Raw genomic sequence first — 22,208 nt, 5'->3', positions numbered from 1 at the left:
CATGGGGAGTCGTAGGTTATGAAAATCGGGCAGGCGGATTTTCATCACTCCTGCCCTGCTCGCTTTCAGTCGTGATGCACGCGGGCACGCTTGAGGAGTTTCTTGCAGCGCTCGGACAAGTGCAGCACCCGCAAATGCTTGCCGGCCTTGGCGTAGCGCTCACGCAGTGCATTCAACGCAGCAATGGCCGAGTAGTCGACGAAGCTCAGGTGGCGACAGTCGAGGGTCACCTGGGACGGGGCATTGGCGGGATCGAACTGATTAAGAAAGGGTGTAGTCGAGGCGAAGAACAACGTTCCATGCACTCGGTAAAGCTTGCTGCCGTCATTCTCAAGATGACTGTCGGCGTACAACTGCCGAGCCTGCTGCCAGGCGAAATTGAGCGCCGCAATGATAATCCCGCAGAGCACCGCAGTGGCCAGATCGGTGAACACCGTAATGACCGTTACCGCGATGATCACCAACACGTCGTTCAGCGGCACCTTGTTCACCACCCGCAACGAAGCCCAGGCAAACGTCTGCTGCGACACCACGAACATCACCCCGACCAATGCGGCCAGCGGGATGCGCTCGATCAGCGGCGAAAGGAAGAGGATGAACAGCAAAATCATCACCCCGGCCATCACACCGGACAGCCGACCGCGACCGCCGGAACTGAGGTTGATCACCGTCTGGCCGATCATGGCGCAGCCGCCCATACCGCCGAATACACCAGAGACCATGTTGGCCGCCCCCAGCGCCACACACTCGCGATCCGGGTAACCACAGCTCTCGGTGATCTCGTCGGTCAGGTTCAGGGTCAGCAGGGTTTCCAGCAGGCCGACGAGCGCCATCAAAATCGCGTAAGGGGCAATGGGAACGAGCTTGCTCCGGGTGGCGTTCCGACGATGAACGATGACGCGGTCTAAAGCGAACTCACACCATCTCGTCCCGAATCCATTCAATCACCGATGTCCGCTTCGGCGCCCACCCCAGCAACTCCCGCGCATGTTTACCGCGAACCCGGCTGTTGGAGCCCAGGCCATAGTTGGCCATTTCATAACCCCACTCGGCTTCGGCGTCTTTCAGCGGCCAATCTTGTGGCTCCCCCAGATTCAGCGTTTGGGCAATCGCAGTAGTCATGTCGATGAACGACGCCTCACCGCTTTCGACGAAGTAGAAGGTGCCCGGTACGTTTTTGCTCAGCGCCAGCAGGTACAGGGGAACCACGTCTTCGATGTGCACGTTGGACCAAATGTTTTGGCCAGCACCCACATGCCGAACCACACCACTTTTTCGCGCCTGTTTCAGCAAACGCGGTAGCTGTACGCTGTCACGATTCACGCCCAGGCTGTGGCCGTAGATCAGCGTGTTGCAGATCACTGCCGAGTTCACCCCGTCTTTCGCAGCCGCAAGGATCAGGTTGTCGATGGCCACGCGAGCGGCCTTGTCGACCGTCGGCTCCGGCAGGTTGTCCTCAACATAGATAACGTCGCTGGATTTGCCGCCCGACGCATCGCCGACGATGCTCGAACCGCTGGTGTGCAGAAACACTTTATTGGAGCCGCGAAGCGCGTCCAGCAACGCGTCCACCGCGCCGCGATGGTCGCTGCTGGCGGCGTTGATCACGGCATCGGCAGCGTGGGCCTGTTCGGCCAGGAGTGCGCTGTCGTCAAGCGTGCCGATGACCGGGGTGATGCCCAGAGCGCTCAGTTCATTGGCTTGTTCTGCACTGCGAACCAGACCAGTAACCTTGTGGCCCGCCCGGACGAGACCGGTGGCGATGGAGCCGCCGATAAAACCAGCGGCACCGATAACGAATACGTTCATGGAGAAACTCCCTGCGTGAATAAGTGATGCATTGAGTACCTGGAACGGGATTTCGATATCCGCGCCATCGACATGCTCAACCTGTCGTCCGCTACCCGCTGATCAGCAAGTGGCCGCCAAGCACGCCGAGGCCGATGAAGAACACGCGCTTGAACAGCACGTCGCTGATCCGCCGGCGCAGCCATTGCCCCAGCAACATGCCGAGCACCGCCGGGATCAGCGCCAGCAACGACGCACTTAACTCGCCACCGCCCAGCGCGCCGCGCCATAACAGGCCGGTGGCCAAGGCCAGGGTCGAAACGGTGAACGACAGACCCAGCGCTTGCACCAGTTCATCTTTACTCAAGCCCAGCGCTTGCAGATAAGGCACTGCCGGAATCACGAAGACGCCGGTGGCCGAGGTGATGACGCCCGTCAACACGCCGCAAAGTGGTCCGAGCCAACGTTCGGTGTGACTGCCGACACGCAAGGTCGGCAGGAACAACCCGCTCAACGCATAGAGCAACAGCGCAGCGCCCAATCCCCGCACGACCCAATGACCACCGGCCATGCCGATCCACAACGTGCCGGCCCCGGTGCCGATGAAAATCGCCAGCAACATCGGCCACAATCGTTTGATCAAGCCTCGCAAATGCCCGCCGAATGCCAGTTGCCAGACGTTAGTGAGCGTCGCGGGGATGATCAGCAGCGCGGCAGCCTGCGATGGAACCATAGCCAGACCGAGCAAGCCCATCGCGATGGCCGGCAAACCGAGGCCGATCACCCCCTTGATGATGCCGGCCAGCAGAAAAGTGGCGATGACCATCAATGAAAGGGCCAGACCGAGGTTTTGATACAACGCGGCGAGTGTATTCATCGCGCTATCCTGAGCCCGGATTGGCGGTTTTGAAATCTGCCATATACTGAGGCAGCCTCTTGCCAGGCAAGAGGCACTGATCTTCGGGACATAACATGCACTTCGACCTGACTGACCTGCGCCTCTACTTGAACATCCTCGACAGCGGCAACATCACCGGCGGCGAGTGCGCGCATCCGTGCCATGGAGGCTTCGTTGGGTATTGAATTCCTGGACCGCGGTCGCCGTGGCGTCACGCCCACATCTGCCGGCAAAGCGTTGGCGCAACACGCCCGTGTCCTGTTACAACAGGCCGAACGCATGCAGCAAGACTTGGCCGAGTACGCTAAAGGCGTCAAAGGTCAGGTGCGACTTTTGTGCAACACCACGGCGATCACCGAATACCTGCCGGAGTTGCTCGCGGACTTTCTGCACGACCACCCCAATCTCGACATCGACCTGCAAGAACTGCCCAGTGCACGCATCACCCACGCCCTGCGCCAAGGTGCGGCGGACCTGGGTATCGTGTCCGACGCCGTGGACACCGTTGGCCTACAGACCCGCGCTTTTTGCGACGATCCGCTGGTACTGATCCTACCCCGTGACCATCCTTTGGCCGACATCGAATCTTTAAGCTTTGACGACACCTTGCACCACGACTACGTCGGTCTGAACGCCAACAGCGCGTTGGCCGTGTACCTCGAAGAACAGGCACTGCACGCAGGTGTACGCCTGCAGATCCGCATCCGCGCCGACGGTTTTGACGGCGTGATACGCATGGTTGCTCGGGGCGCGGGGCTGGCGATCGTGCCCCTCGCGGCGGTTGAGCGCTGGCGCGGTGGAAAATCCTTCAAGAGCCTCGTCCTGCAAGAACCTTGGGCTATGCGCAAACTCCTGCTCTGTGCCCGAGACTTTGCGGCGCTGCCCGGTTATGCCAAGGCCTTGCTGCACGCCTTGACTCTCCCCTGAGGGGCAGACTTTACCCTTGAGCTTTGATCTTCAAGGACAGAGACGATGGGCAAACGAATTCTGGTGATTCTTGGTCATCCGGCGAGCAACAGTTTCTGCGGCGCCCTCGCCGAGCGTTACGCACAGTCGGCGTTGCGCGCCGGGCATGAGGTGCGCCAGTTGTTTCTAGGCGCAATGGACTTTGACCCGGTGCTGCGTGAAGGTTATCAACAGGTCCAGCCGCTGGAAGCCGACTTGCGCCGCGCCCAGGCTGACATCCTGTGGGCCGAGCACCTGACGCTGGTTTATCCGATCTGGTGGGGTGGAGTTCCAGCGTTGCTCAAGGGCTTTTTCGATCGGGTGTTCCTGCCGGGTTTCGCATTCAAATACCGCGAGGGCAAAGCCTTTCCCGACAAATTGCTGCATGGTCGCAGCGCGCATTTACTGGTGACCATGGACACGCCACCCTGGTATTACCGCTGGGTTTATCGCATGCCTGGTCTGCATCAGATCCGCAAAACCACCCTCGCGTTCTGCGGAATCGAACCCAAGCGCACACTCACATTTGGCCCGATTCTCGGCGCCAGTGCCGGTCAGCGTGAAGCCTGGTTGCTACAAGCCCAGGCTATCGCCAGCCGCTGAGTCTGCCGATAATGCACCGGGCTTACCACGGCAAAAAAGGGACTTTCCATGTACATCGGCCAAGCCGCACAACGCTCCGGCACCACGATCAAGAGCATCCGCCATTACGAGTCGATCGGCCTGCTGCCTGCCGCTCAACGGTTGGGAAAGTACCGCGTCTACGACCAGCAAAGCGTTGACCTGCTGATCTTTATAAAGTGCGCGCAGCAGCTGGGTTTCAGGCTAAAGGAATTGCAGTCAATCTTCGCCGGACATCAAGGGTCGCAAATGCCGTGGGAACTGGCCCATCAGGTCATCGCCGCCAAGAAGCAGGAAATCAGCGAGCGGATCGCTACGCTGTCGCAGCAGCATTCGCAATTGATCGAGTTCGAAGCCAGCCTCGAACAGAGCAGGTTCGATTGCCCGCTGAAAAGTCTTTGAGGGTAATGCGCGTTTCTGGACAGCTCAATGTCGAGTACAGACAACTGACCGGTGGACGGGCGCTATAGGGTGCGACTTCAGTTCTTGAATCCACTGCCCGGAGTCCACATGACCGCACCTATTACCGTTCTTCGCGATACTCACCCGCTGCCGGTACTCGACGCCTGCAAATGGGAAAAACTCGAAGGCGACCCTCACACCGTCAACCTCAATGCCTACACCAGCGAAGACGGCAGCAAGATCATGGGCACCTGGATCTGCACGCCGGGCAAGTGGTATGTGGAATACGTGAAGTGGGAATACTGCGATTTCCGCGAGGGGTACTGCATCATCACCCCTGAGGGAAAGGAGCCGATCCATTTGCGCGCCGGTGATATTTTCGTCATTGAGCCGGGGATGAAAGGCACGTGGGAAGTCGTTGAAACCGTGCGCAAGTATTTCGTGTTTGCCTGATGCAAAAAACCGGGAACCCGCCCGACGCGGGTTCCCGGAAAAACCCCTTATTGGGGTTTGCGATAGCTGTTGATGATCGCCGAGAAGTCCTTGCCACCTTCCCCTCGCTGGCTCATTGCCTGATACAACTGCTGGGCCACCGCGCCGAGCACCACCGGTTGGTGCGCCTGACGTGCCGCTTCAGTGGCGAGCCCCAGATCCTTGAGCATCAGTTCGGCACCGAAACCACCGGTATAGCCACGCGAGGCCGGCGCCGTTTCGACGATGCCCGGCCACGGGTTGTACATCTCCGAACTCCAGCAACGCCCGGTCGAACTGTTGATGATCCCGGCCAACACCGTTGTGTCGATCCCGAGTGCATCACCCAGCGCCATGGCTTCACTGACACCGACCATGGAGATCGCCAGCAGCAGGTTGTTGCAGATCTTGGCGATTTGCCCGGTGCCGACTTCGCCGCAATGGACGATGTTGCGGCCCATCTGCGCCAGCACCGGTTGCAGGGTAGCGAACAATTCAGGGGTGGCGCCGACCATAAAAGTCAGGGTCCCGGCAGTTGCACCGCCGGTACCGCCAGAGACCGGTGCATCCGCCATGGCCACGCCTTGCTTGGCCGCCGCCGCGGCGACATCACGCGCCGTCTGCGGATCGATGGTGCTGCAATCCACTGCCGGCACGCCCTTGGCGATACCCGCCAGTACGCCGTCGTCACCCAACCATACGCTGCGCACATGCACAGCGGCTGGCAGCATGGTGATCACCAGCTCTGCACCTTGCGCGGCTTCACGTGCCGAAGCGCTGATGCTGCCGCCCAGTTGCTCCAGCTCTGCCAGAACGGTTTTGTTCAGGTCAACCAGCCGCAGTGAGTGGCCAGCCTTGATCAGGTTGCGCGCCATCGGCGCGCCCATGTTGCCGAGACCGATAAAAGCGATTTTCATGTCCGGCTCCTTAACGCAAGTTGATGGTGGTGTTCACACCGTCGTTGACGCTGTCGTCATCGAACCAGCGACTGGTGACAGTCTTGGTCTGAGTGTAGAACTGCACCACTTGCTTGCCATACGGACCGAGGTCGCCGAGTTTGGAGCCGCGCGAACCGGTGAAGCTGAAGAACGGGACCGGCACCGGAATCGGGATGTTGATGCCGACCTGACCGACGTCGATTTCCGTCTGGAATTTACGCGCCGCCGCCCCGCTTTGAGTGAACAGGCCCGTGCCGTTGCCGAACGGGTTAGCGTTGACCAGTGCGATGGCTTCATCGAGGGTATCGACTTCCAGCACCACCAGCACCGGACCGAAGATTTCCTGGGTGTAGATCTGCATCTCGGGTTTCACGCCGGAGAACAGGGTCGGGCCGACAAAGTTGCCTTTTTCGAAGCCTGGAACCGTAACGTCGCGACCATCCAGCTCAAGCTTGGCGCCTTCCTTGATGCCGCTTTCGATCAGATCGAGAATCCGCGCCTTCGCACGTTTGGAAATCACCGGACCCACATCAGTGCCCGGCTCACTGCCGGCATTCACTTTGAGTTTCTGTGCCAGTGCTTTCAGGTCTGGCAGCCATTGCTTGGCCGCGCCCACCAGCACCACCACGGACGTGGCCATGCAGCGTTGCCCGGCGGCACCGAAACCAGCACCCACCAGCGCATTGAGCGCTTGAACGCGATTGGCATCCGGCAGCACCACGGCATGGTTCTTCGCACCCATCATCGATTGCACGCGTTTGCCGTGTTTGCCGGCCAGGTCGTAGACGTGAGTGCCGACGGCGGTCGAACCGACAAAGGAAACAGCCTTGATGTCTTTATGTGTGCAAAGCGCGTCCACTACATCCTTGCCGCCATGAACGACGTTAAGCACGCCCGCTGGAACGCCGGCCTCGATCGCCAGTTCCACCAGCAGCATGGTCGACATCGGGTCCTGTTCGGACGGCTTGAGTACAAAAGTGTTGCCGCAGGCGATGGCCATCGGGAACATCCACAACGGAATCATCGCCGGGAAGTTGAACGGGGTGATGCCGGCGCAGACGCCGATTGGCTGACGCAGGGTGTAGGTATCGACGCCGCCAGCGACGTTCTCGGCGAACTCGCCCATTTGCAGGCTGCCGATGGAACAGGCGTGTTCGACCACTTCCAGGCCGCGGAAGATATCGCCTTCAGCGTCGGCGATAGTTTTGCCTTGCTCGTTGCTGAGCACCACGGCGATGCGCTTGGAGTGTTCGCGGATCAACGCCTGGAGCTTGAGCATGATGCGCATCCGCGCGCCGATCGGCGTCAGCTTCCAGGTCTGGAAGGCGCGATGGGCGGCGCTGATGGCGGCATCGACTTCCTGCGCGGTTGCGAACGGTACTTTCGCCAGCACTTGCTGGGTCGCCGGGTTGACGATGTCGTGCCATTCGGTAGTCTGGGACTCGACCCACTCGCCGTCGATCAACAGCTTTACCGTTTGGACAGTGGTTTCGTTTGGCGTGAGCGATGCGTTCATGTTGGGTCTCCGGGACGTTGTTCTTATTTAGAGAGCTATCTTGGGAGCCAAGGCGAGAAAGTCGCCTTGAGATGAGGCGTGTGTCGCGAATTGGTTGTCGGACTGTTTTTGGAGTATAGATGTGCAAACTTCTAATAAGAACGCACATAAAAGCCGGACCATCATGCAAAAAAACATCACGTCCTTAGGCTCATTGAACTGGGATGACCTCAAGTTTTTCCTTGAAGTCGCCCGCACCCGCAAGGCCAGCACCGCGGCCAAGCGCCTGGCAGTCGACTACACCACCGTGTCGCGGCGAATCAGCTCGCTGGAAGCGGCGCTGGGGACTTTGCTGTTCGAAAAATCCCGGACCAGCGGTTTTGTCCTGACCGCCGAAGGCCAGCGGTTGCTCGGTTACGCCGAGTCGATTGAAAGCACGCTGCACATGGCCTGCGAACAGGTTTCGGGCTCTGGCGTGGCGTTATCCGGGCATGTGCGAATGGGCTGCACCGAAGGCTTCGGCAGTTTTTTCATCACCCCGCAGTTGAGCCATTTCGTCGATGCCTACCCGGCGATCTCCGTGGACATCCTGCCGCTGCCGCACTTCATCAGCCTGTCCAAGCGCGAGGCCGACATCGTCATTGCCCTGGAGCGCCCGGAGCATGGTCCGTACGTCTGCTGCAAACTCTGTGACTACCGATTACAGCTCTACGCGACTCAGGATTATCTCGACAAGCATCCACCCATCCGCCGCCCGGCAGACTTGGGTAAGCATTCATTCATTAGTTACGTCGACGATCTGGCGTTCAGCTCGGAGCTGTTGTATCTGGCGAATGTGTTGCCCGGCGCCAGTGCCAATTTGCGCAGCACCAGTGTGATCGCGCAATTCGTGGCCGCGCAGCAAGGTCGGTCGCTGGCGATTCTGCCGTGCTTCCTGGCGGCCCAGGATCCACGGTTACTGCCGGTGTTGCCGGAAGAGATCAACATCACCCGCCAGTTCTGGATGTACTGCCGGGAGGACCTGAGGAAGCTCAAGCGGATCACATTGTTGTGGGACTACATCCGCGCGGTCACTGAGCAGAATCAGGGTCTGTTGATGGGAGAAAGTCGGGAGACGCTGTTCGCCGACTCGTAGCCCCTTGCTCCATGCATTTTCGGAAAAGGCCTACATAGTCTGTGCATACTCTCGCCGTAGACTGCGGGACTAACTTGTCAGGATGTTAGTTGTATGGCCGAAGGGAGCTGGGCAGGGCACCATTGCAAGGTCTGTTACGAACAAAACATGAAGGAGAAAGCGCGGCTCGATGCGCTTTTACAAGCTAAGCGAAGGCGGCTCCTCAAGGAACCACCGCCTCCTGTAGATCCCCCACCTATCCCAAAAAAAGCGCCACCACCGCAGCTCAAGGGCTGTGTCTTCGCCAAGTCCTGTGCATTGCCAGACGGGGTGATGAACCACAGCAGTCCGGGTGGATTTATACCGCTCGAATCGCTGAGTCAGTACGGAAACTTTGCAGTATTGGGCACTGGCACAGCCATGGTAGCCGGGGGGACTCCGCTGCAATGGATCGGTGGTTCCGGGAGTGCCGCGGCCCTTGTGAGCCGTCTGGGCGGTACCTTGGCGCTGGGTCTTGGCGGGGTATCAGCGGGTCTTGCCGCACCAGCGGCTGTGGGCTTCGCCGCGTTGCTGATGCCTGACACTACTTCACCTGATAGCGCCTTCTATACGTCCGAGCAATACGCTCAGTTGAGCACAGGAAATACTCGGGCACGGGTCAATGTGAAGCAATTGCCCGACGGCTCTGTGAGCGTTTACGGGTTTTATACCGGGACGAAGAGGGAATGGCAGACGGTACCAGTGATTGCAGCACAAGCGCGTGGCGAGTACATGGTCGCTGACCTTGGGAACGGCATCGAGCTTATCTGGACTCCGGCAACCAATCCCAACGCGGTGCTGGGCATTCCGGCGCTTGAGGGCGTCTCGTTGAAGCCAGGAGCCTGGGTGTACCCACCGACCGAACAGGCAGATAAGATCCTCATCAACCCCGCATATCCACCGGACTACCACGACGCACTTATCTGGTTCCCCGACACCGCTATTCAGCCAATTTACATCTCGCTGAGCGTAATGGGAGACCATCGCTATCACCCTGCACCTAAAGGACTGACGGCCTTTCCTGATGCCAGACGAGCAAAACAAAAATCGTCAGTCCAGGGTGGTGGCGGCAAGCGACACCGCTGGGTCGATAGCTCAGGAAAAATTTATGAATGGGACGCTCAGCACGGCGCGGTTGAAATGTACGACAAACAAGGTAAACACTTAGGGGAATTCAACCCTGAAACGGGGACGCAAACGAAGCCCGCAAAACCTGGCAGAACAACGCCAAAGTAAACATAGGAGTAGTTATGTTTTTATGTATTGAAGGCTTTTTTCCTGATGGTCACAAAGATGAATTCCTGCAGTTTGAGCTGGACGTTTCGCCTGAGTTTAACCAAGCCGTGCTTGATCTGGTTGGCTGGGAGTCCCTCGCAGATGGTGTGAGACATGGCGTTGTAGATTTAACAGCGGCGCAAGTGATGCAGATTGAAAATGTGCTTGGTAAACCCATACCGAGCGAGCTTGATATCTGTATCAGCGTCCTTGCATAACAATTACGATGTCGCTTATGTACCTATGTAGCACCGGATTTTTACCTGACAGCGCCGAAGATAGCTCGTTGAAATATGAGCTTGATGTAGCGCCAGAACTCGAACAAAAAGTAATGGAAATACTGGGTTGGAAGAGTCTCGCCGCCGAAGCTGATGGTGAAATGCCACTAACCAATGAGCAAGTCAGCCGAATCGCCGTTGCCATCAACGAATCCCTACCAGATACCTTGATATGTTTATTGGTGTTGTGGCATAGCGTCCCCGACCCGGGGAGGTCACTGAGCAGAATCAGGGCTTGTTGATGGGTGAAAGTCGGGAGATGCTGTTCGCCGATTAGTCGGCACTCACCACGATCGACACCCGGCGGTTCTCGGTACGGCCTGCCGGCGTGTCGTTGGAGGCGACCGGCTCACTGCTGCCGAGACCGCGCAGCTGGATGTTTTCTCTTTCATGCCGACTTCGGTTGGCCATGCTCCGCGCCCTACGGCACGTCGGACAGCTTCCGTCGTCTGGCGTCGTCCCTTTCAATTACTTGATTCAACACCCTCCTCCAGTTCCAGCATCAACCCGCTCAAACGCTTGACCTTGCGCCGCACCGCTTCTTCGAATACGCCGGGACGAGGCTCGATCAGGGTGAACCAGTTTTTGGCCCGGGTAATCCCGGTATAGATCAGCTCCTTGGTGAGTACAGGGTTCAGGGCGTCGGGCAAAATAAACGCCGTGTGGGCAAATTCCGAGCCCTGGGATTTGTGCACCGTCATCGCGTACACGGTTTCCACATCATTGAGCCGGCTCGGCAGAACAAACCGTACGCCGCCCTGACCATCATTGCGCGGGAACGCCACACGCAACACCTGCGTCCCTGACTCCGGCCCATCACGTTCCGGTAGCTTGAGCGCAATGCCGATGTCGCCGTTCATCAAACCCAGACCATAATCGTTGCGGGTCATCAGCACCGGCCGACCTTCGTACCACTGCTGGTCGCTGTCGATCAGCCGAGCCTTGAGCAGCGCGGCGGTCACGCGTTGATTCAAACCTTCCACGCCCCACGGCCCTTTGCGTACGGCGCACAACAACTGGAAGGCGTCGAAAGCTTGCAACACCTGCCGAGCCCAATCGGTCCAGCAGGGATCATTCAGCGTGCTGTCGAGCGGTGGTCGCATACTGCGCAAGAGACTCAGGTAATGCCGATAACCCTGTGGCCCATCGCCATACCCCTCAAGCAACAAACGCTCCAATGCCCGGTCCTGCTCCCCCTTGAGGAACAGGGAAAACACGTCGTCATGACTTCGAGCCCCCAACAACTTGCGAGCTTCTTCGGGTTGCTGCTGGTTGACCCAACGAGCCAGTTGCCCGATGCCGCTGCCCTCGCCGAACCGGCGTGAATGACGCAGCATCACCACTTGCTGGGCCAGGGGATGTGCCCCTTGGGTGTCTTCTTGCAAACCGCTGGCATCCAGGCTTTCACCACTGACAGCTTGCAGCCACAGGCGAGTCTGTGGGCTGTACCAACCGGCCTCGGCGTCGCGGCACAGGTCGCCCAGAACGGCGCCGGCCTCCACCGATGCCAGTTGATCCTTGTCACCGAGCAGTACCAGGCGGGCATGGGCCGGCATCGCATCGAGCAGATTGGCCATCATTTCCAGATCGATCATCGAGGCTTCGTCCACCACCAGCACATCCAGCGGCAAGCGATTACCGGCGTGGTGACGGAAGTGTCGAGTACCGGGGCGACTGCCGAGCAGACGGTGAACGGTGGTGACGTCTGACGGGATCTTCACCCGTACGGCTTCATCGACTTCCAGGGTCCGGACCTGCTGACTGATGGACTCCGTCAGTCGGGCTGCAGCCTTGCCGGTGGGTGCCGCGAGACGGATGCGCAACGGCTTGCCCGCCTCGACTGCCGGCGCCTGGAGCAACGCCAGCAAACGCACAACCGTCGTCGTCTTGCCGGTCCCCGGGCCGCCGGTGATGATGCTGAAGGCGCTGCGGGTAGCGAGGGCACAGGCGAGTTTCTGCCAGTCGATCACTTCGCCGGGCTTTGCTTGGCCGAACAAACGGGTGAGGCGTTGGGACACATCATCCGGCGTGGTTTCGTGTTCCGCCAGGCGTTGGCGCAGCGAGTTGTCGATACGCCGTTCATAAGCCCAGTAACGACGCAGGTACAGGCGTTTACCCGATAACACCAATGGCCGATGCTGCGCCGCCTCACGGCCGTCGGCCGCCAATGCGACCAGACTGCTGGAGGCCAGGACCTTGCACCAATGGGCACCGTCCAGCGCCTCTAGCAACTGCGACGGCAGCAACATCGCACCACTTTGCAGATCGCCTTCCGGTGGCAGCGAAAGAGCGAAGTCCGGTTCCTTGAGCGTCTCGAACACATCCAGGCACACATGACCGTGGCCCAGCTGATGACTGGCCAACGCGGCGGCCAGCAGCACCAGCGGATCGTCGCTGGGAGCCAGTTCATGAAGAAAAGCGACGAAGGCTTTGTCCAGTGCTCGCAGCCAGCCGCGCTCAACCCAGCGTGTCAGCAACAGCAGCAAATCATCGGCGCGACTCAACGGCGCCAGATCGGCCAGGCTTTCGGCTGTCAACGAAGTGGGCAGCAAATCAGCGAAGGTGCGACTCATAGCAAAACTCCCTGTTCCCAGGCGGGTTCGGCCTTGGGTTCTGGCTTACCCTGGAACAGCCGGTCCAGACGCTCGATCAGCTCTCTTGGAGGACGGGCGAAATACACGCCTTGGCTGGGTGCGCGCGTACCGCGCAGGAACAGGTACAGCGCACCACCGACATGCCGGTCGTAATCGTAATCGACAAGTCGCGCCTTGAGCTGGCGATGCAGGGCCAACAGGTACAGCACGTATTGCAGGTCGTAACGGTTGTCGAGAATCGACTGCTCCATGGCCTGCTCGGTGTAGGCCGCGTCATCGATGCCCAGCCAGTTGGATTTGTAGTCGGCGACGTAGTAGCGGCCGTCGTGCTCGAACGTCAGGTCGATGAAGCCTTTGAACATGCCATTGAGCAACACCGGCTCGGCAGCCACCCGAGCGACGCCGTTGTGGGTGTATTGGCGCACCAGTTCATCGAGCTTGAGCACATCGACCTTGTGGCTGGCGAACCAGAACTCCATCTCGACCCGGTACTGGGTCAGTTGCTCAAACACCACGGGGGACTGTCCGCCGCCGATACGCAGCGGGCACGCGAGCAGGTGCTGCAGCCAGTCGTTCAGGGCGGTTATCCAGCCCTCCCAGCCACGGCGGTTGCAGCGACGGGCAATAGCGTCTTCCACCGCTTGCGGGGTGGCGGTGAAACCTTCATCGCCGGCCCATTCGAGCAAACCATGGAGAAAGGTGCCGGGGTTCGGGCCACGAGGGAATCGATGGATATCAGCACCACCGGCCACCACTTCTCGTGGTGCTTGCGGATCGAGGCGTTCGTCGTCGAATAGCTTTTGCGCTTGCGGGCTCTCCGGTGCTTCATCAGTGCCCATGCTCATGCTGTCGCCAATGCGCAAGGCGCTGTAGGAGGCGATCCACCAGTTTTCGCTGGCCTTGCGTTTGGGTATCAGAGGAGCAAGCAACGTCACATCGTTGTGCGGCGGATGGTAGTGCTCGACGATCGCTTCAGGCATTTCACCGTAGCTCAGCGCAGGACAATCCCGCTGCAGGTCTTCCAGCCAACGCTTCAAACCTGCCGACTCGGGCAATGGTGCACCGCCCCCCAGTAGATAGCCCAATGCAGAAAGATGCAGCACCGAGCTGTTGTTATTGCCGCGCTTGAGATCAGTCACTCCCAGCCAACAGGCGTGTTGCGCACGGGTCAGGGCCACGTAAAGCAAGCGCAAATCCTCGGCAAGACGCTCATCATCCGCCTGAACAATCAACTCGGCCGTCGGCTTCAAGGTCACTTGGGCCTTGCCCGTGGCGTCGTGGTAATGCAACGGCAGGCGACTGCCATCCACCGGTTTCGCCGAGCAAATGAACGGCAGGAACACCAAGGGATACTCAAGCCCCTTGGACTTGTGAATGGTCACAACTTTGACCAGTTGTTCGTCGCTCTCCAGACGCAGGATCTGCTCTTCGCCGGCCTGACCGGACAACGCTAGATGCTCGGACAAATGACGGATCAGCGCTTGTTCACCATCGAGCTCGGCGGCCGCCTGTTGCAGCAACTCGGACAGGTGCAGCAAATTGGTCAGCACCCGCTCGCCGTCACTGCGCGTGATCAATGTCTGAGGCAGCTGGAAGTCATGCAGCAACCGCCGCAGCATGGGCAACACGCCCTGCTTGCGCCAGAGCTCGCGATAACCGCGGAATTGCATGACCCGCGCTTCCCAGGCCAATTCGTCCTGATTGAGCCGTTCCAGTTCAGCAAGCGACAGGTTCAGCGTGATGCAGGCCAACGCGGCTCGCAGTGGACGCTCGACATCTGGCTCGGCGCAGGCTTTGAGCCAGGTCAGCAGATCGTGGGCCTCCTGGGCGGCAAACACCGAGTCCTTGTCCGACAGATAGACGCTGCGCACGCCACGAGCGGAGAGTTCGCCACGCACCGCTTGAGCTTCTTTGCCATCGCGGACCAGGATCGCGATATCCGCTGGCAGCAGCCCTCTGAAGTGCTTGCCGTCCTGTATGAAACCCGCACGACCTTGTTGCCCGCCGTTGAGCAAAGCGGTGATTTGACTGGCGCAAGTGGCGGCCAGTTGTTGTCGGTAAACCGCGCCGGACAATGGTTGCTCGGCGGATAGATGCCAAATGTTCAGGCCGGGCACAACCTGACCGTCGATGTGTAGAACTTCTTTGCGTCCCTGGGATTCGACGGGCAGGAAGGGTACCGGGTTCTCGCCATTCTTTTCACGAAACAGGAACGCGCCGCGTCCGGTTTCGCGAGACTCGGCACGTTCGAACACATGGTTTACCGCACTGACCATGCCATGACTTGAACGGAAATTGGTGCCCAGGGTATGCAGACGGCCAGCGGTGGCCTGGCGAGCGCGCAGGTAGGTATAGATGTCGGCACCACGGAAAGCGTAGATCGCTTGCTTCGGATCGCCGATCAGGAACAGACCGCATTCGGGATTGTTGTCTTCGATGCGATAGATACTCTCGAAAATCCGGTACTGCACCGGGTCGGTGTCCTGGAACTCATCGATCAGCGCCACCGGGAACTGCTCGCGGATCAAGGTTGCCAGGCGCTCCCCGCCATCGGACTGGAGGGCGGCATCGAGTCGCAGCAACATGTCATCAAAGCCCATTTCCGCGCGGCGACGCTTTTCTTCTTCGAACCGTGTACCGACCCACTGGGCGGCGTGCTGCAATACGACGGCATCAGGAGTAGGCAATCCATCGAGACTGATCTTGAGGCCGGGCATGGCATCCAGTCCCGGATGACGGGGGACTTCGCCCTTCCAGGCTTCAGCCATACCCTCGGGAGTCAGGCGCGTGAATCCGGTGCCGATATCCAATTGCTCAAGGGATTCGTCTTCAGCCCAGGCCCTGAGCTTTTCGAACCAGGGTTCGAAATAGCGTGCCTGCATTTTTCGACCGTCGACACTCTTGCTCGCAACACCTTGGTGACAGATGGCAAGCAATTCGTCCGCCCACTGGCGCCAGGGCATCTTGAGTTCGAGCAAGGCTGCCCGTCGCTCTTGCAGACATTCCGTGATCAGTTCGGCAGGCTCTTTACCTTCAACACTGTCGCGCTCACTGGCGAACAAACCACGCAATCGCGGCAGCAATGCCGCCGGACCGCCCCAATTGCCGCGCACCCAGTTCAGCGCATCCCCTTGCATCGGGTAACAGAACCGCCGCCAGTAGTCGCGAAGGACCTCGCCCAGCAAATCGCTGTGATCGGTTTCCAGGGTCTGTGTAAACAGGCTGCCACTGTCGAACGCGTGCTCGCGCAACATGCGCTGGCACCAACTGTGGATAGTCGAAACTGCCGCCTCGTCCATCCACTGCGCGGCGATGTCCAGGCGGTTTGCGCACCCGGGCCACTGCTCGGGAAGGTACTCCGCACGAAGCTCCGCGATAAGGCTATCGGGCGCCGGTGTTTCATCGCGAAAAAAACGCGCAGCTTCAGCTAGACGTGTACGGATACGTTCGCGCAATTCTTTGGTCGCGGCATCGGTGAACGTCACAACGAGGATTTGCGGGGGCAGCAGGTCACGTCCGAAGCCACTCGACTCTGCGCCGTGGCCAAGGACCAAGCGCAGATAAAGCGCGGAAATGGTGAAGGTCTTACCCGTCCCGGCGCTCGCCTCGATCAGTTGGCTGCCGCGCAGAGGAAATGCCAAGGCCAGAGGTCTAGTGGTCATCGACGCGCCTCCTCGCTGGTCAATGAACGCCAAGGCGCTTCAAGCAGCGGCCGATACAATGCGTTGCACCAATCCGGGAACGTTTCGTCTGCGGTAAGCATGTCGTAGTCGGCGAACTGTCGTGCGAGTGCCGGGCTCTCGCGGCGCTCGCCGTCGGTGGTCAGTCTATCGCCCTCATAAGCCTTGCGTGCTGCCGCTTGGGCTTTGACCGGATCAGTTTGACCTAGCCATGCGAAGCCGGTCTTCACCGCAATCGGCAGGGGTTGGCGCATGCCCGTTTGCCAGGCCATTAACAGGTCGCCCAGAATCCGCAAGGCTGCATCCTCCTCCATCGGACCGAGCAGCAGACTGTCGTCACTGGCCACCAACGCAGTGGTCATCGCCATACCACTGGCGCAAGCAACCAGATGATTGACCCAGGGCCGTGTCAGCCGGTGCCATTTACGAGACTTGATCGAGCCGATGCTGTTGGGGATTGTAGTGACGGATAGCAAACCACCGTCCGCACGTTGATGCAGGCCGCTGAGCCAACCTTCCAGACGCAGACCCTGCAACTGCAGGTTCACTGGCAGGGCGTTGGTGAGCGGCGTCGGCCATAACGCCAAAAGCTGCTGGTAACGCTGCAGCAGATCCGGCAATGGTTCGATCAACTCTCGCTGAAGGCATTCACCGAATCCGGCCATGGGCAGAAGCCCACTGTTTTGCAGACGTTTTGCCTGTGCTTCCAGTACCTGGTCGGTGCTATCCAGATGTCCCAGCGCCGCTTCGAGCAAGCTGTCGCTGAGGCTGTAACGTTGCAACGCGTCGAGTACAAATGGCTCTTCATCAGCTAAGGGCACTTCAGCCGCTTCGAAGTACACCTTCAGTCGCTGACTGAAGAAATGTCGCACAGGATTACGCAGGAAATCCTGCAATTGACCGAGACTCAGCGGCTCCTCCTGAACGTAGGGATCAAGGACCTCGATATCAGTCGATCGCGCAAGGGTGTGATGAAGTACATGCCACTCATTCGCGTAGCTAAACAGGTCATCGCCTTCATGGAAGTAGCGGGCGCTGAAGGGTTGAAGTGGATGTTCCTGAGTGATGGCCTCAAGCAGATCTTCGTCGACATGGTGCAATCGCCAACCGCTGGCCAGATGGTCTCGTAATTGGCCAATCAGTACTGACGCGGGACGCTCACTGTTATCGCGAATGCTGCGGCCGACCCAACTGATATAGAGTTGGTCACGTGCCGACAACAGGGCTTCCAACAGCAGATAGCGGTCATCTTCGCGTCGGGAGCGATCGCCAGGACGGTAATCACTGCCCATGAGGTCGAAGTCCAGTGGCGGCTGTGCGCGCGGGTAGTCCCCATCATTCATGCCCAGCAGGCAGACCAACTTGAACGGGATCGCTCGCATGGGCATCAAGGTGCAGAAGTTAACTGCACCCGCCAGAAAACGCTGGGATAAACGGCCCTGGTCAAGACCGGCGAGCCAGGCTTCACGAACCACGGTCAACGGCAGTTCATCATGCAAGCCAACTGACTCACAGGTCTCAAGCCAGGTTTCACGCAGCTCCTCGAGTTGGGCCAACACGTAGTCGTCATGCTCGTTACTGGCCTGAAAGAACAACTGAACCAATGCATGCAATCGAAAACCCCATTGTTTTGGGGCAGCGGGTTGAGAGAGTTCCTGGTGGGCAATCTCCAATGCGTCCAGCAGCGCGACCAAAGGCCCAATGAGCGCGGCATCCAGACCACCGATTTCGTCGTAGGGCTCGATACCCTCGCAGGCACTGGCACTGCCCACGGCATAGCCGAGCAGCATCCGTCGCAGCCCGAAACGCCAACTGTTTTGCTCCAGCTCCTGCGGCAGACCGAGCCCCGCACGCTGCTCGGCATTCATGCCCCAGCGGATGCCAGCGCCTTCGATCCAACGGTGCAGGGTCGGCAGATCGCGTTCCTCTACACCGAAGCGAGCGCGCAGTGCAGGAACATCCAGCAGATCGAGGATCTCGCTCACGGGGAAACGGCTGTCGGGCAGTTTGAGCAGATGCTCGATAGCAATCAGTAGCGGATCACGGCCGCGTTGGCCTTGATCTGCGAGCGTGAAGGGAATGAAACGCGGGTCGTGGCGTTCAAGCTGAGCAAACACCGCACGAATATGGGGTGCGTAGCTGTCGATGTCAGGGACCATCACGATCACATCGCGAGGCCTTAAGTCCGGATCAGCACTGAAGCGTGCGAGCAACTGGTCGTGGAGAATCTCCACTTCGCGCTGGGCACTATGGGCGATTTGAAAACGGATCGACTCGTCGTTCGCCGGATCAAGGGCCGGCCAGCGCTCGCGAGTCTCGTTCAAGGGACGCAATTCAAGAATGTCGTCCTGCAATTGATTGAGCATGTTCCGTGGCTGGCTATCGCTGAACAGGTCGATACGACCATCGCGGAATGCCGAGCGGTAGCTGTTGGGATCGTCGTAGCTGTCGAGCAGATTGATGTAGTCTCGCCCCTGCTTGCCCCACGCCGCCAGTAGCGGATGGGCATGCTGATGGAGGGTTTGTGGATCGAGTACATCCGGCATTCCGCTCTTGCGAGCCTGACGCTTGTACTGATGCCGCAACAGATCTTTATCGGCGACGATGTCCGCCCAATGATGACGACACGGGTTATGTACACAAAGCAGAACCTGGCTGAACCGGGCCAGTCCCGCAAGTGCTTCCAGGGCTTGAGCAGGCAGTGAAGAAATCCCGAAAACGATCACCCGTGAAGGCAATCCGCTGGGGGCTACGTCGAGGCTGTTGATGCGCTCGATAAACCGTTGATGGACGCCGGCACGGCTTTGCGCCATGCCTTGTTCACCCACATCCAGCAACAGCGCACGCCACAACTCTGCTTGCCAGCAGTTAGCCGGGGTCAGCGGTTTGGTTTCGCCTCTGCCATTGCGTAATTGATGACGACCTTCTGCCCAGTCTTCAAGCCAGTCGGCCCGATACACCTGGTATTGGTCAAACAAATCCGCCAGCCGCTCGGCCAACTGATAGCGTTTGCGTAAATCGGTGTCATGGGTAAGGAAGCGCTGCAGCGGTTCGAAGTGCGGTTGATTGATCAACTGCGGAAGCAAGCGCATCAGACGCCAGGTCAGGGGAGCTTTATCGAGCAGGGATTTGACCGGGATTTCGTCACGTCCAAGCACCATGCGATAGAGCTGCCACATGAAGCTACCCGGTAACTGCACGTCGATGGCTGCGGCGATTCCGCAGCCGCCCATGTCGTCCTCTTCGGGGTCTTCCGCCAGTGCCAGCTTCAGCCATTGGGCGATCCCGTTGCTCTGTACCAGGGCAATTTCATTTTCCAAGGGAGCCAGCGGGTAACGCCGCATCCAGCCGACCACCAGGCTGCGCAACTCGTCCAAGCGGTTGCCGTGAACCATCATAAAACCAGCACTGAGGGACGTCGCGTCCGGCATAAAGGCTTCCTTGGAAAAATACAAAAGCTAGGGCCGAACCTTAGCATTGTCGGGAGACTGTGACAGCCGGGAGCCGTCCGGTATTGCTGTACGAACTTTCCTGCGGACAAAACAAAACCCCTACCTGCATACGCAGATAGGGGTTTCGGAATTTAATCTTGACGATGACCTACTCTCACATGGGGAAACCCCACACTACCATCGGCGATGCATCGTTTCACTGCTGAGTTCGGGATGGGATCAGGTGGTTCCAATGCTCTATGGTCGTCAAGAAATTCGGTAGCCAGGTCGTGGGCCTTTGCAGGTTCACGCTCCAGCGAATGGGTATGCGATAGTTTGGTGTTTTGTGAGTATCTCGAACTTTCGGTTCGTTTCGTCTTCACACACCGCAATCTGGCCTTTCGACGCAAATTGCTTGGGTGTTATATGGTCAAGCCTCACGGGCAATTAGTATTGGTTAGCTCAACGCCTCACAGCGCTTACACACCCAACCTATCAACGTCGTAGTCTTCGACGGCCCTTCAGGGGACTCAAGGTCCCAGTGAGATCTCATCTTGAGGCTAGTTTCCCGCTTAGATGCTTTCAGCGGTTATCTATTCCGAACATAGCTACCCGGCAATGCCACTGGCGTGACAACCGGAACACCAGAGGTTCGTCCACTCCGGTCCTCTCGTACTAGGAGCAGCCCCTCTCAAATCTCAAACGTCCACGGCAGATAGGGACCGAACTGTCTCACGACGTTCTAAACCCAGCTCGCGTACCACTTTAAATGGCGAACAGCCATACCCTTGGGACCGGCTTCAGCCCCAGGATGTGATGAGCCGACATCGAGGTGCCAAACACCGCCGTCGATATGAACTCTTGGGCGGTATCAGCCTGTTATCCCCGGAGTACCTTTTATCCGTTGAGCGATGGCCCTTCCATACAGAACCACCGGATCACTAAGACCTACTTTCGTACCTGCTCGACGTGTCTGTCTCGCAGTCAAGCGCGCTTTTGCCTTTATACTCTACGACCGATTTCCGACCGGTCTGAGCGCACCTTCGTACTCCTCCGTTACTCTTTAGGAGGAGACCGCCCCAGTCAAACTACCCACCATACACTGTCCTCGATCCGGATAACGGACCTGAGTTAGAACCTCAAAGTTGCCAGGGTGGTATTTCAAGGTTGGCTCCACGCGAACTGGCGTCCACGCTTCAAAGCCTCCCACCTATCCTACACAAGCAAATTCAAAGTCCAGTGCAAAGCTATAGTAAAGGTTCACGGGGTCTTTCCGTCTAGCCGCGGATACACTGCATCTTCACAGCGATTTCAATTTCACTGAGTCTCGGGTGGAGACAGCGCCGCCATCGTTACGCCATTCGTGCAGGTCGGAACTTACCCGACAAGGAATTTCGCTACCTTAGGACCGTTATAGTTACGGCCGCCGTTTACCGGGGCTTCGATCAAGAGCTTCGCGTTAGCTAACCCCATCAATTAACCTTCCGGCACCGGGCAGGCGTCACACCCTATACGTCCACTTTCGTGTTTGCAGAGTGCTGTGTTTTTAATAAACAGTCGCAGCGGCCTGGTATCTTCGACCGGCATGGGCTTACGCAGTAAATGCTTCACCCTCACCGGCGCACCTTCTCCCGAAGTTACGGTGCCATTTTGCCTAGTTCCTTCACCCGAGTTCTCTCAAGCGCCTTGGTATTCTCTACCCAACCACCTGTGTCGGTTTGGGGTACGGTTCCTGGTTACCTGAAGCTTAGAAGCTTTTCTTGGAAGCATGGCATCAACCACTTCGTCACCCAAAGGGTAACTCGTCATCAGCTCTCGGCCTTAGACTCCCGGATTTACCTAAGAGTCCAGCCTACCACCTTAAACTTGGACAACCAACGCCAAGCTGGCCTAGCCTTCTCCGTCCCTCCATCGCAATAACCAGAAGTACAGGAATATTAACCTGTTTTCCATCGACTACGCTTTTCAGCCTCGCCTTAGGGACCGACTAACCCTGCGTCGATTAACGTTGCGCAGGAAACCTTGGTCTTTCGGCGTGGGTGTTTTTCACACCCATTGTCGTTACTCATGTCAGCATTCGCACTTCTGATACCTCCAGCAAGCTTCTCAACTCACCTTCACAGGCTTACAGAACGCTCCTCTACCGCATCACCTAAGTGATACCCGTAGCTTCGGTGTATGGTTTGAGCCCCGTTACATCTTCCGCGCAGGCCGACTCGACTAGTGAGCTATTACGCTT

Annotated in this window: 15 protein-coding genes, 2 rRNA genes and 2 pseudogenes (1 of these 19 cut by a window edge); 8 read left to right on the top strand and 11 right to left on the bottom strand. The window is 58.6% G+C overall.

Annotated elements, in window-relative coordinates:
* Nucleotides 1-65: 65 nt before the first annotated feature.
* From ACYZTU_RS04785 to ACYZTU_RS04775, 3 genes are all read right to left on the bottom strand, one after another.
* Nucleotides 66-944, bottom strand: a complete 879-nt coding sequence (locus tag ACYZTU_RS04785; RefSeq protein ID WP_461968408.1) for a SulP family inorganic anion transporter — start codon at nt 942-944, stop codon at nt 66-68.
* Nucleotides 916-1,809 (bottom strand): NAD-dependent epimerase/dehydratase family protein, encoded by an 894-nt coding sequence (locus tag ACYZTU_RS04780; protein WP_461968406.1) that lies wholly within the window; start codon nt 1,807-1,809, stop codon nt 916-918. Before ACYZTU_RS04780 ends, ACYZTU_RS04785 begins: the two co-directional genes overlap by 29 nt.
* A gap of 91 nt (nt 1,810-1,900) precedes the next feature.
* On the bottom strand, nt 1,901-2,665 hold the full coding sequence (locus ACYZTU_RS04775) for a sulfite exporter TauE/SafE family protein (RefSeq protein ID WP_461968404.1): 765 nt from the start codon (nt 2,663-2,665) through the stop codon (nt 1,901-1,903).
* 95 nt (nt 2,666-2,760) lie between these two features.
* Here ACYZTU_RS04775 and ACYZTU_RS04770 point away from each other — a divergent pair.
* From ACYZTU_RS04770 to ACYZTU_RS04755, 4 genes and pseudogenes are all read left to right on the top strand, one after another.
* A pseudogene (locus ACYZTU_RS04770) lies at nt 2,761-3,613 on the top strand (LysR substrate-binding domain-containing protein).
* A gap of 45 nt (nt 3,614-3,658) precedes the next feature.
* On the top strand, nt 3,659-4,234 hold the full coding sequence (locus ACYZTU_RS04765; RefSeq protein ID WP_461968403.1) for an NAD(P)H-dependent oxidoreductase: 576 nt from the start codon (nt 3,659-3,661) through the stop codon (nt 4,232-4,234).
* Nucleotides 4,235-4,282: 48 nt separating this feature from the next.
* The gene (locus tag ACYZTU_RS04760) at nt 4,283-4,654 is read left to right on the top strand and encodes a MerR family transcriptional regulator (protein ID WP_461968401.1); all 372 of its coding nucleotides are present in this window, start codon (nt 4,283-4,285) and stop codon (nt 4,652-4,654) included.
* A gap of 108 nt (nt 4,655-4,762) precedes the next feature.
* A complete protein-coding gene (locus ACYZTU_RS04755; protein WP_007946320.1) occupies nt 4,763-5,107 on the top strand; it encodes a cupin domain-containing protein in 345 nt (114 codons plus the stop codon).
* 47 nt (nt 5,108-5,154) lie between these two features.
* Here ACYZTU_RS04755 and mmsB read toward each other — a convergent pair whose 3' ends face one another.
* Nucleotides 5,155-6,042, bottom strand: coding sequence for a 3-hydroxyisobutyrate dehydrogenase (gene mmsB, locus ACYZTU_RS04750; protein ID WP_461968399.1), 888 nt, complete (start codon nt 6,040-6,042; stop codon nt 5,155-5,157).
* 10 nt (nt 6,043-6,052) lie between these two features.
* Nucleotides 6,053-7,579 carry a CoA-acylating methylmalonate-semialdehyde dehydrogenase gene (locus tag ACYZTU_RS04745; RefSeq protein WP_134422114.1) on the bottom strand — a complete coding sequence of 509 codons (1,527 nt, stop codon included), beginning with the start codon at nt 7,577-7,579 and terminating at the stop codon, nt 6,053-6,055.
* Nucleotides 7,580-7,742: 163 nt separating this feature from the next.
* Between ACYZTU_RS04745 and ACYZTU_RS04740 the strand changes: the two genes are divergently transcribed.
* From ACYZTU_RS04740 to ACYZTU_RS04725, 4 genes are all read left to right on the top strand, one after another.
* Nucleotides 7,743-8,693, top strand: coding sequence for a LysR family transcriptional regulator (locus ACYZTU_RS04740; protein WP_461968397.1), 951 nt, complete (start codon nt 7,743-7,745; stop codon nt 8,691-8,693).
* Nucleotides 8,694-8,786: 93 nt separating this feature from the next.
* Entirely contained in the window at nt 8,787-9,947 is a 1,161-nt protein-coding gene (locus ACYZTU_RS04735) for a colicin E3/pyocin S6 family cytotoxin (protein ID WP_461968395.1), read from the top strand.
* A 14-nt stretch (nt 9,948-9,961) separates the two neighbouring features.
* Nucleotides 9,962-10,204: a pyocin S6 family toxin immunity protein gene (locus ACYZTU_RS04730; protein WP_461968393.1), complete on the top strand. Its 243-nt coding sequence runs from the start codon at nt 9,962-9,964 to the stop codon at nt 10,202-10,204.
* Between the two features lie 8 nt (nt 10,205-10,212).
* On the top strand, nt 10,213-10,506 hold the full coding sequence (locus ACYZTU_RS04725) for a pyocin S6 family toxin immunity protein (RefSeq protein ID WP_461968391.1): 294 nt from the start codon (nt 10,213-10,215) through the stop codon (nt 10,504-10,506).
* 31 nt (nt 10,507-10,537) lie between these two features.
* On the opposite strand, the pseudogene ACYZTU_RS04720 reads toward ACYZTU_RS04725, so the two are convergent.
* The 6 genes and pseudogenes from ACYZTU_RS04720 to ACYZTU_RS04695 all read right to left on the bottom strand — a co-directional run.
* Nucleotides 10,538-10,651, bottom strand: a pseudogene (locus ACYZTU_RS04720) (OmpA family protein); the annotation flags it as partial.
* Between the two features lie 77 nt (nt 10,652-10,728).
* Complete coding sequence (recD, locus tag ACYZTU_RS04715; RefSeq protein ID WP_461968389.1) at nt 10,729-12,837, bottom strand: exodeoxyribonuclease V subunit alpha; 2,109 nt, start codon at nt 12,835-12,837, stop codon at nt 10,729-10,731.
* Nucleotides 12,834-16,520, bottom strand: coding sequence for an exodeoxyribonuclease V subunit beta (recB, locus tag ACYZTU_RS04710; protein ID WP_461968387.1), 3,687 nt, complete (start codon nt 16,518-16,520; stop codon nt 12,834-12,836). The genes recD and recB overlap by 4 nt, the downstream gene beginning before the upstream one ends.
* Nucleotides 16,517-19,969, bottom strand: coding sequence for an exodeoxyribonuclease V subunit gamma (gene recC, locus ACYZTU_RS04705; RefSeq protein ID WP_461968385.1), 3,453 nt, complete (start codon nt 19,967-19,969; stop codon nt 16,517-16,519). Before recC ends, recB begins: the two co-directional genes overlap by 4 nt.
* A gap of 156 nt (nt 19,970-20,125) precedes the next feature.
* A 5S ribosomal RNA gene (gene rrf, locus ACYZTU_RS04700) occupies nt 20,126-20,241 on the bottom strand.
* Between the two features lie 154 nt (nt 20,242-20,395).
* A 23S ribosomal RNA gene (locus ACYZTU_RS04695) occupies nt 20,396-22,208 on the bottom strand; it runs 1,079 nt beyond the window's last position.

It is taken from the genome of Pseudomonas sp. HLT2-19-2 (genome assembly GCF_054898005.1).
Note: the sequence above shows the minus strand (reverse complement) of the source record. Positions and strands in the feature narration are given on the sequence as shown.

Excerpts from the sequence above, each read along its gene's own strand:
- ACYZTU_RS04780 (WP_461968406.1), bottom strand. The coding sequence starts at position 1,809 with ATGAACGTATTCGTTATCGGTGCCGCTGGTTTTATCGGCGGCTCCATC.
- ACYZTU_RS04775 (WP_461968404.1), bottom strand. The coding sequence starts at position 2,665 with ATGAATACACTCGCCGCGTTGTATCAAAACCTCGGTCTGGCCCTTTCA.
- ACYZTU_RS04765 (WP_461968403.1), top strand. The coding sequence starts at position 3,659 with ATGGGCAAACGAATTCTGGTGATTCTTGGTCATCCGGCGAGCAACAGT.
- ACYZTU_RS04760 (WP_461968401.1), top strand. The coding sequence starts at position 4,283 with ATGTACATCGGCCAAGCCGCACAACGCTCCGGCACCACGATCAAGAGC.
- ACYZTU_RS04755 (WP_007946320.1), top strand. The coding sequence starts at position 4,763 with ATGACCGCACCTATTACCGTTCTTCGCGATACTCACCCGCTGCCGGTA.
- mmsB (WP_461968399.1), bottom strand. The coding sequence starts at position 6,042 with ATGAAAATCGCTTTTATCGGTCTCGGCAACATGGGCGCGCCGATGGCG.
- ACYZTU_RS04745 (WP_134422114.1), bottom strand. The coding sequence starts at position 7,579 with ATGAACGCATCGCTCACGCCAAACGAAACCACTGTCCAAACGGTAAAG.
- ACYZTU_RS04740 (WP_461968397.1), top strand. The coding sequence starts at position 7,743 with ATGCAAAAAAACATCACGTCCTTAGGCTCATTGAACTGGGATGACCTC.
- ACYZTU_RS04735 (WP_461968395.1), top strand. The coding sequence starts at position 8,787 with ATGGCCGAAGGGAGCTGGGCAGGGCACCATTGCAAGGTCTGTTACGAA.
- ACYZTU_RS04730 (WP_461968393.1), top strand. The coding sequence starts at position 9,962 with ATGTTTTTATGTATTGAAGGCTTTTTTCCTGATGGTCACAAAGATGAA.
- ACYZTU_RS04725 (WP_461968391.1), top strand. The coding sequence starts at position 10,213 with ATGTCGCTTATGTACCTATGTAGCACCGGATTTTTACCTGACAGCGCC.
- recD (WP_461968389.1), bottom strand. The coding sequence starts at position 12,837 with ATGAGTCGCACCTTCGCTGATTTGCTGCCCACTTCGTTGACAGCCGAA.
- recB (WP_461968387.1), bottom strand. The coding sequence starts at position 16,520 with ATGACCACTAGACCTCTGGCCTTGGCATTTCCTCTGCGCGGCAGCCAA.
- recC (WP_461968385.1), bottom strand. The coding sequence starts at position 19,969 with ATGCCGGACGCGACGTCCCTCAGTGCTGGTTTTATGATGGTTCACGGC.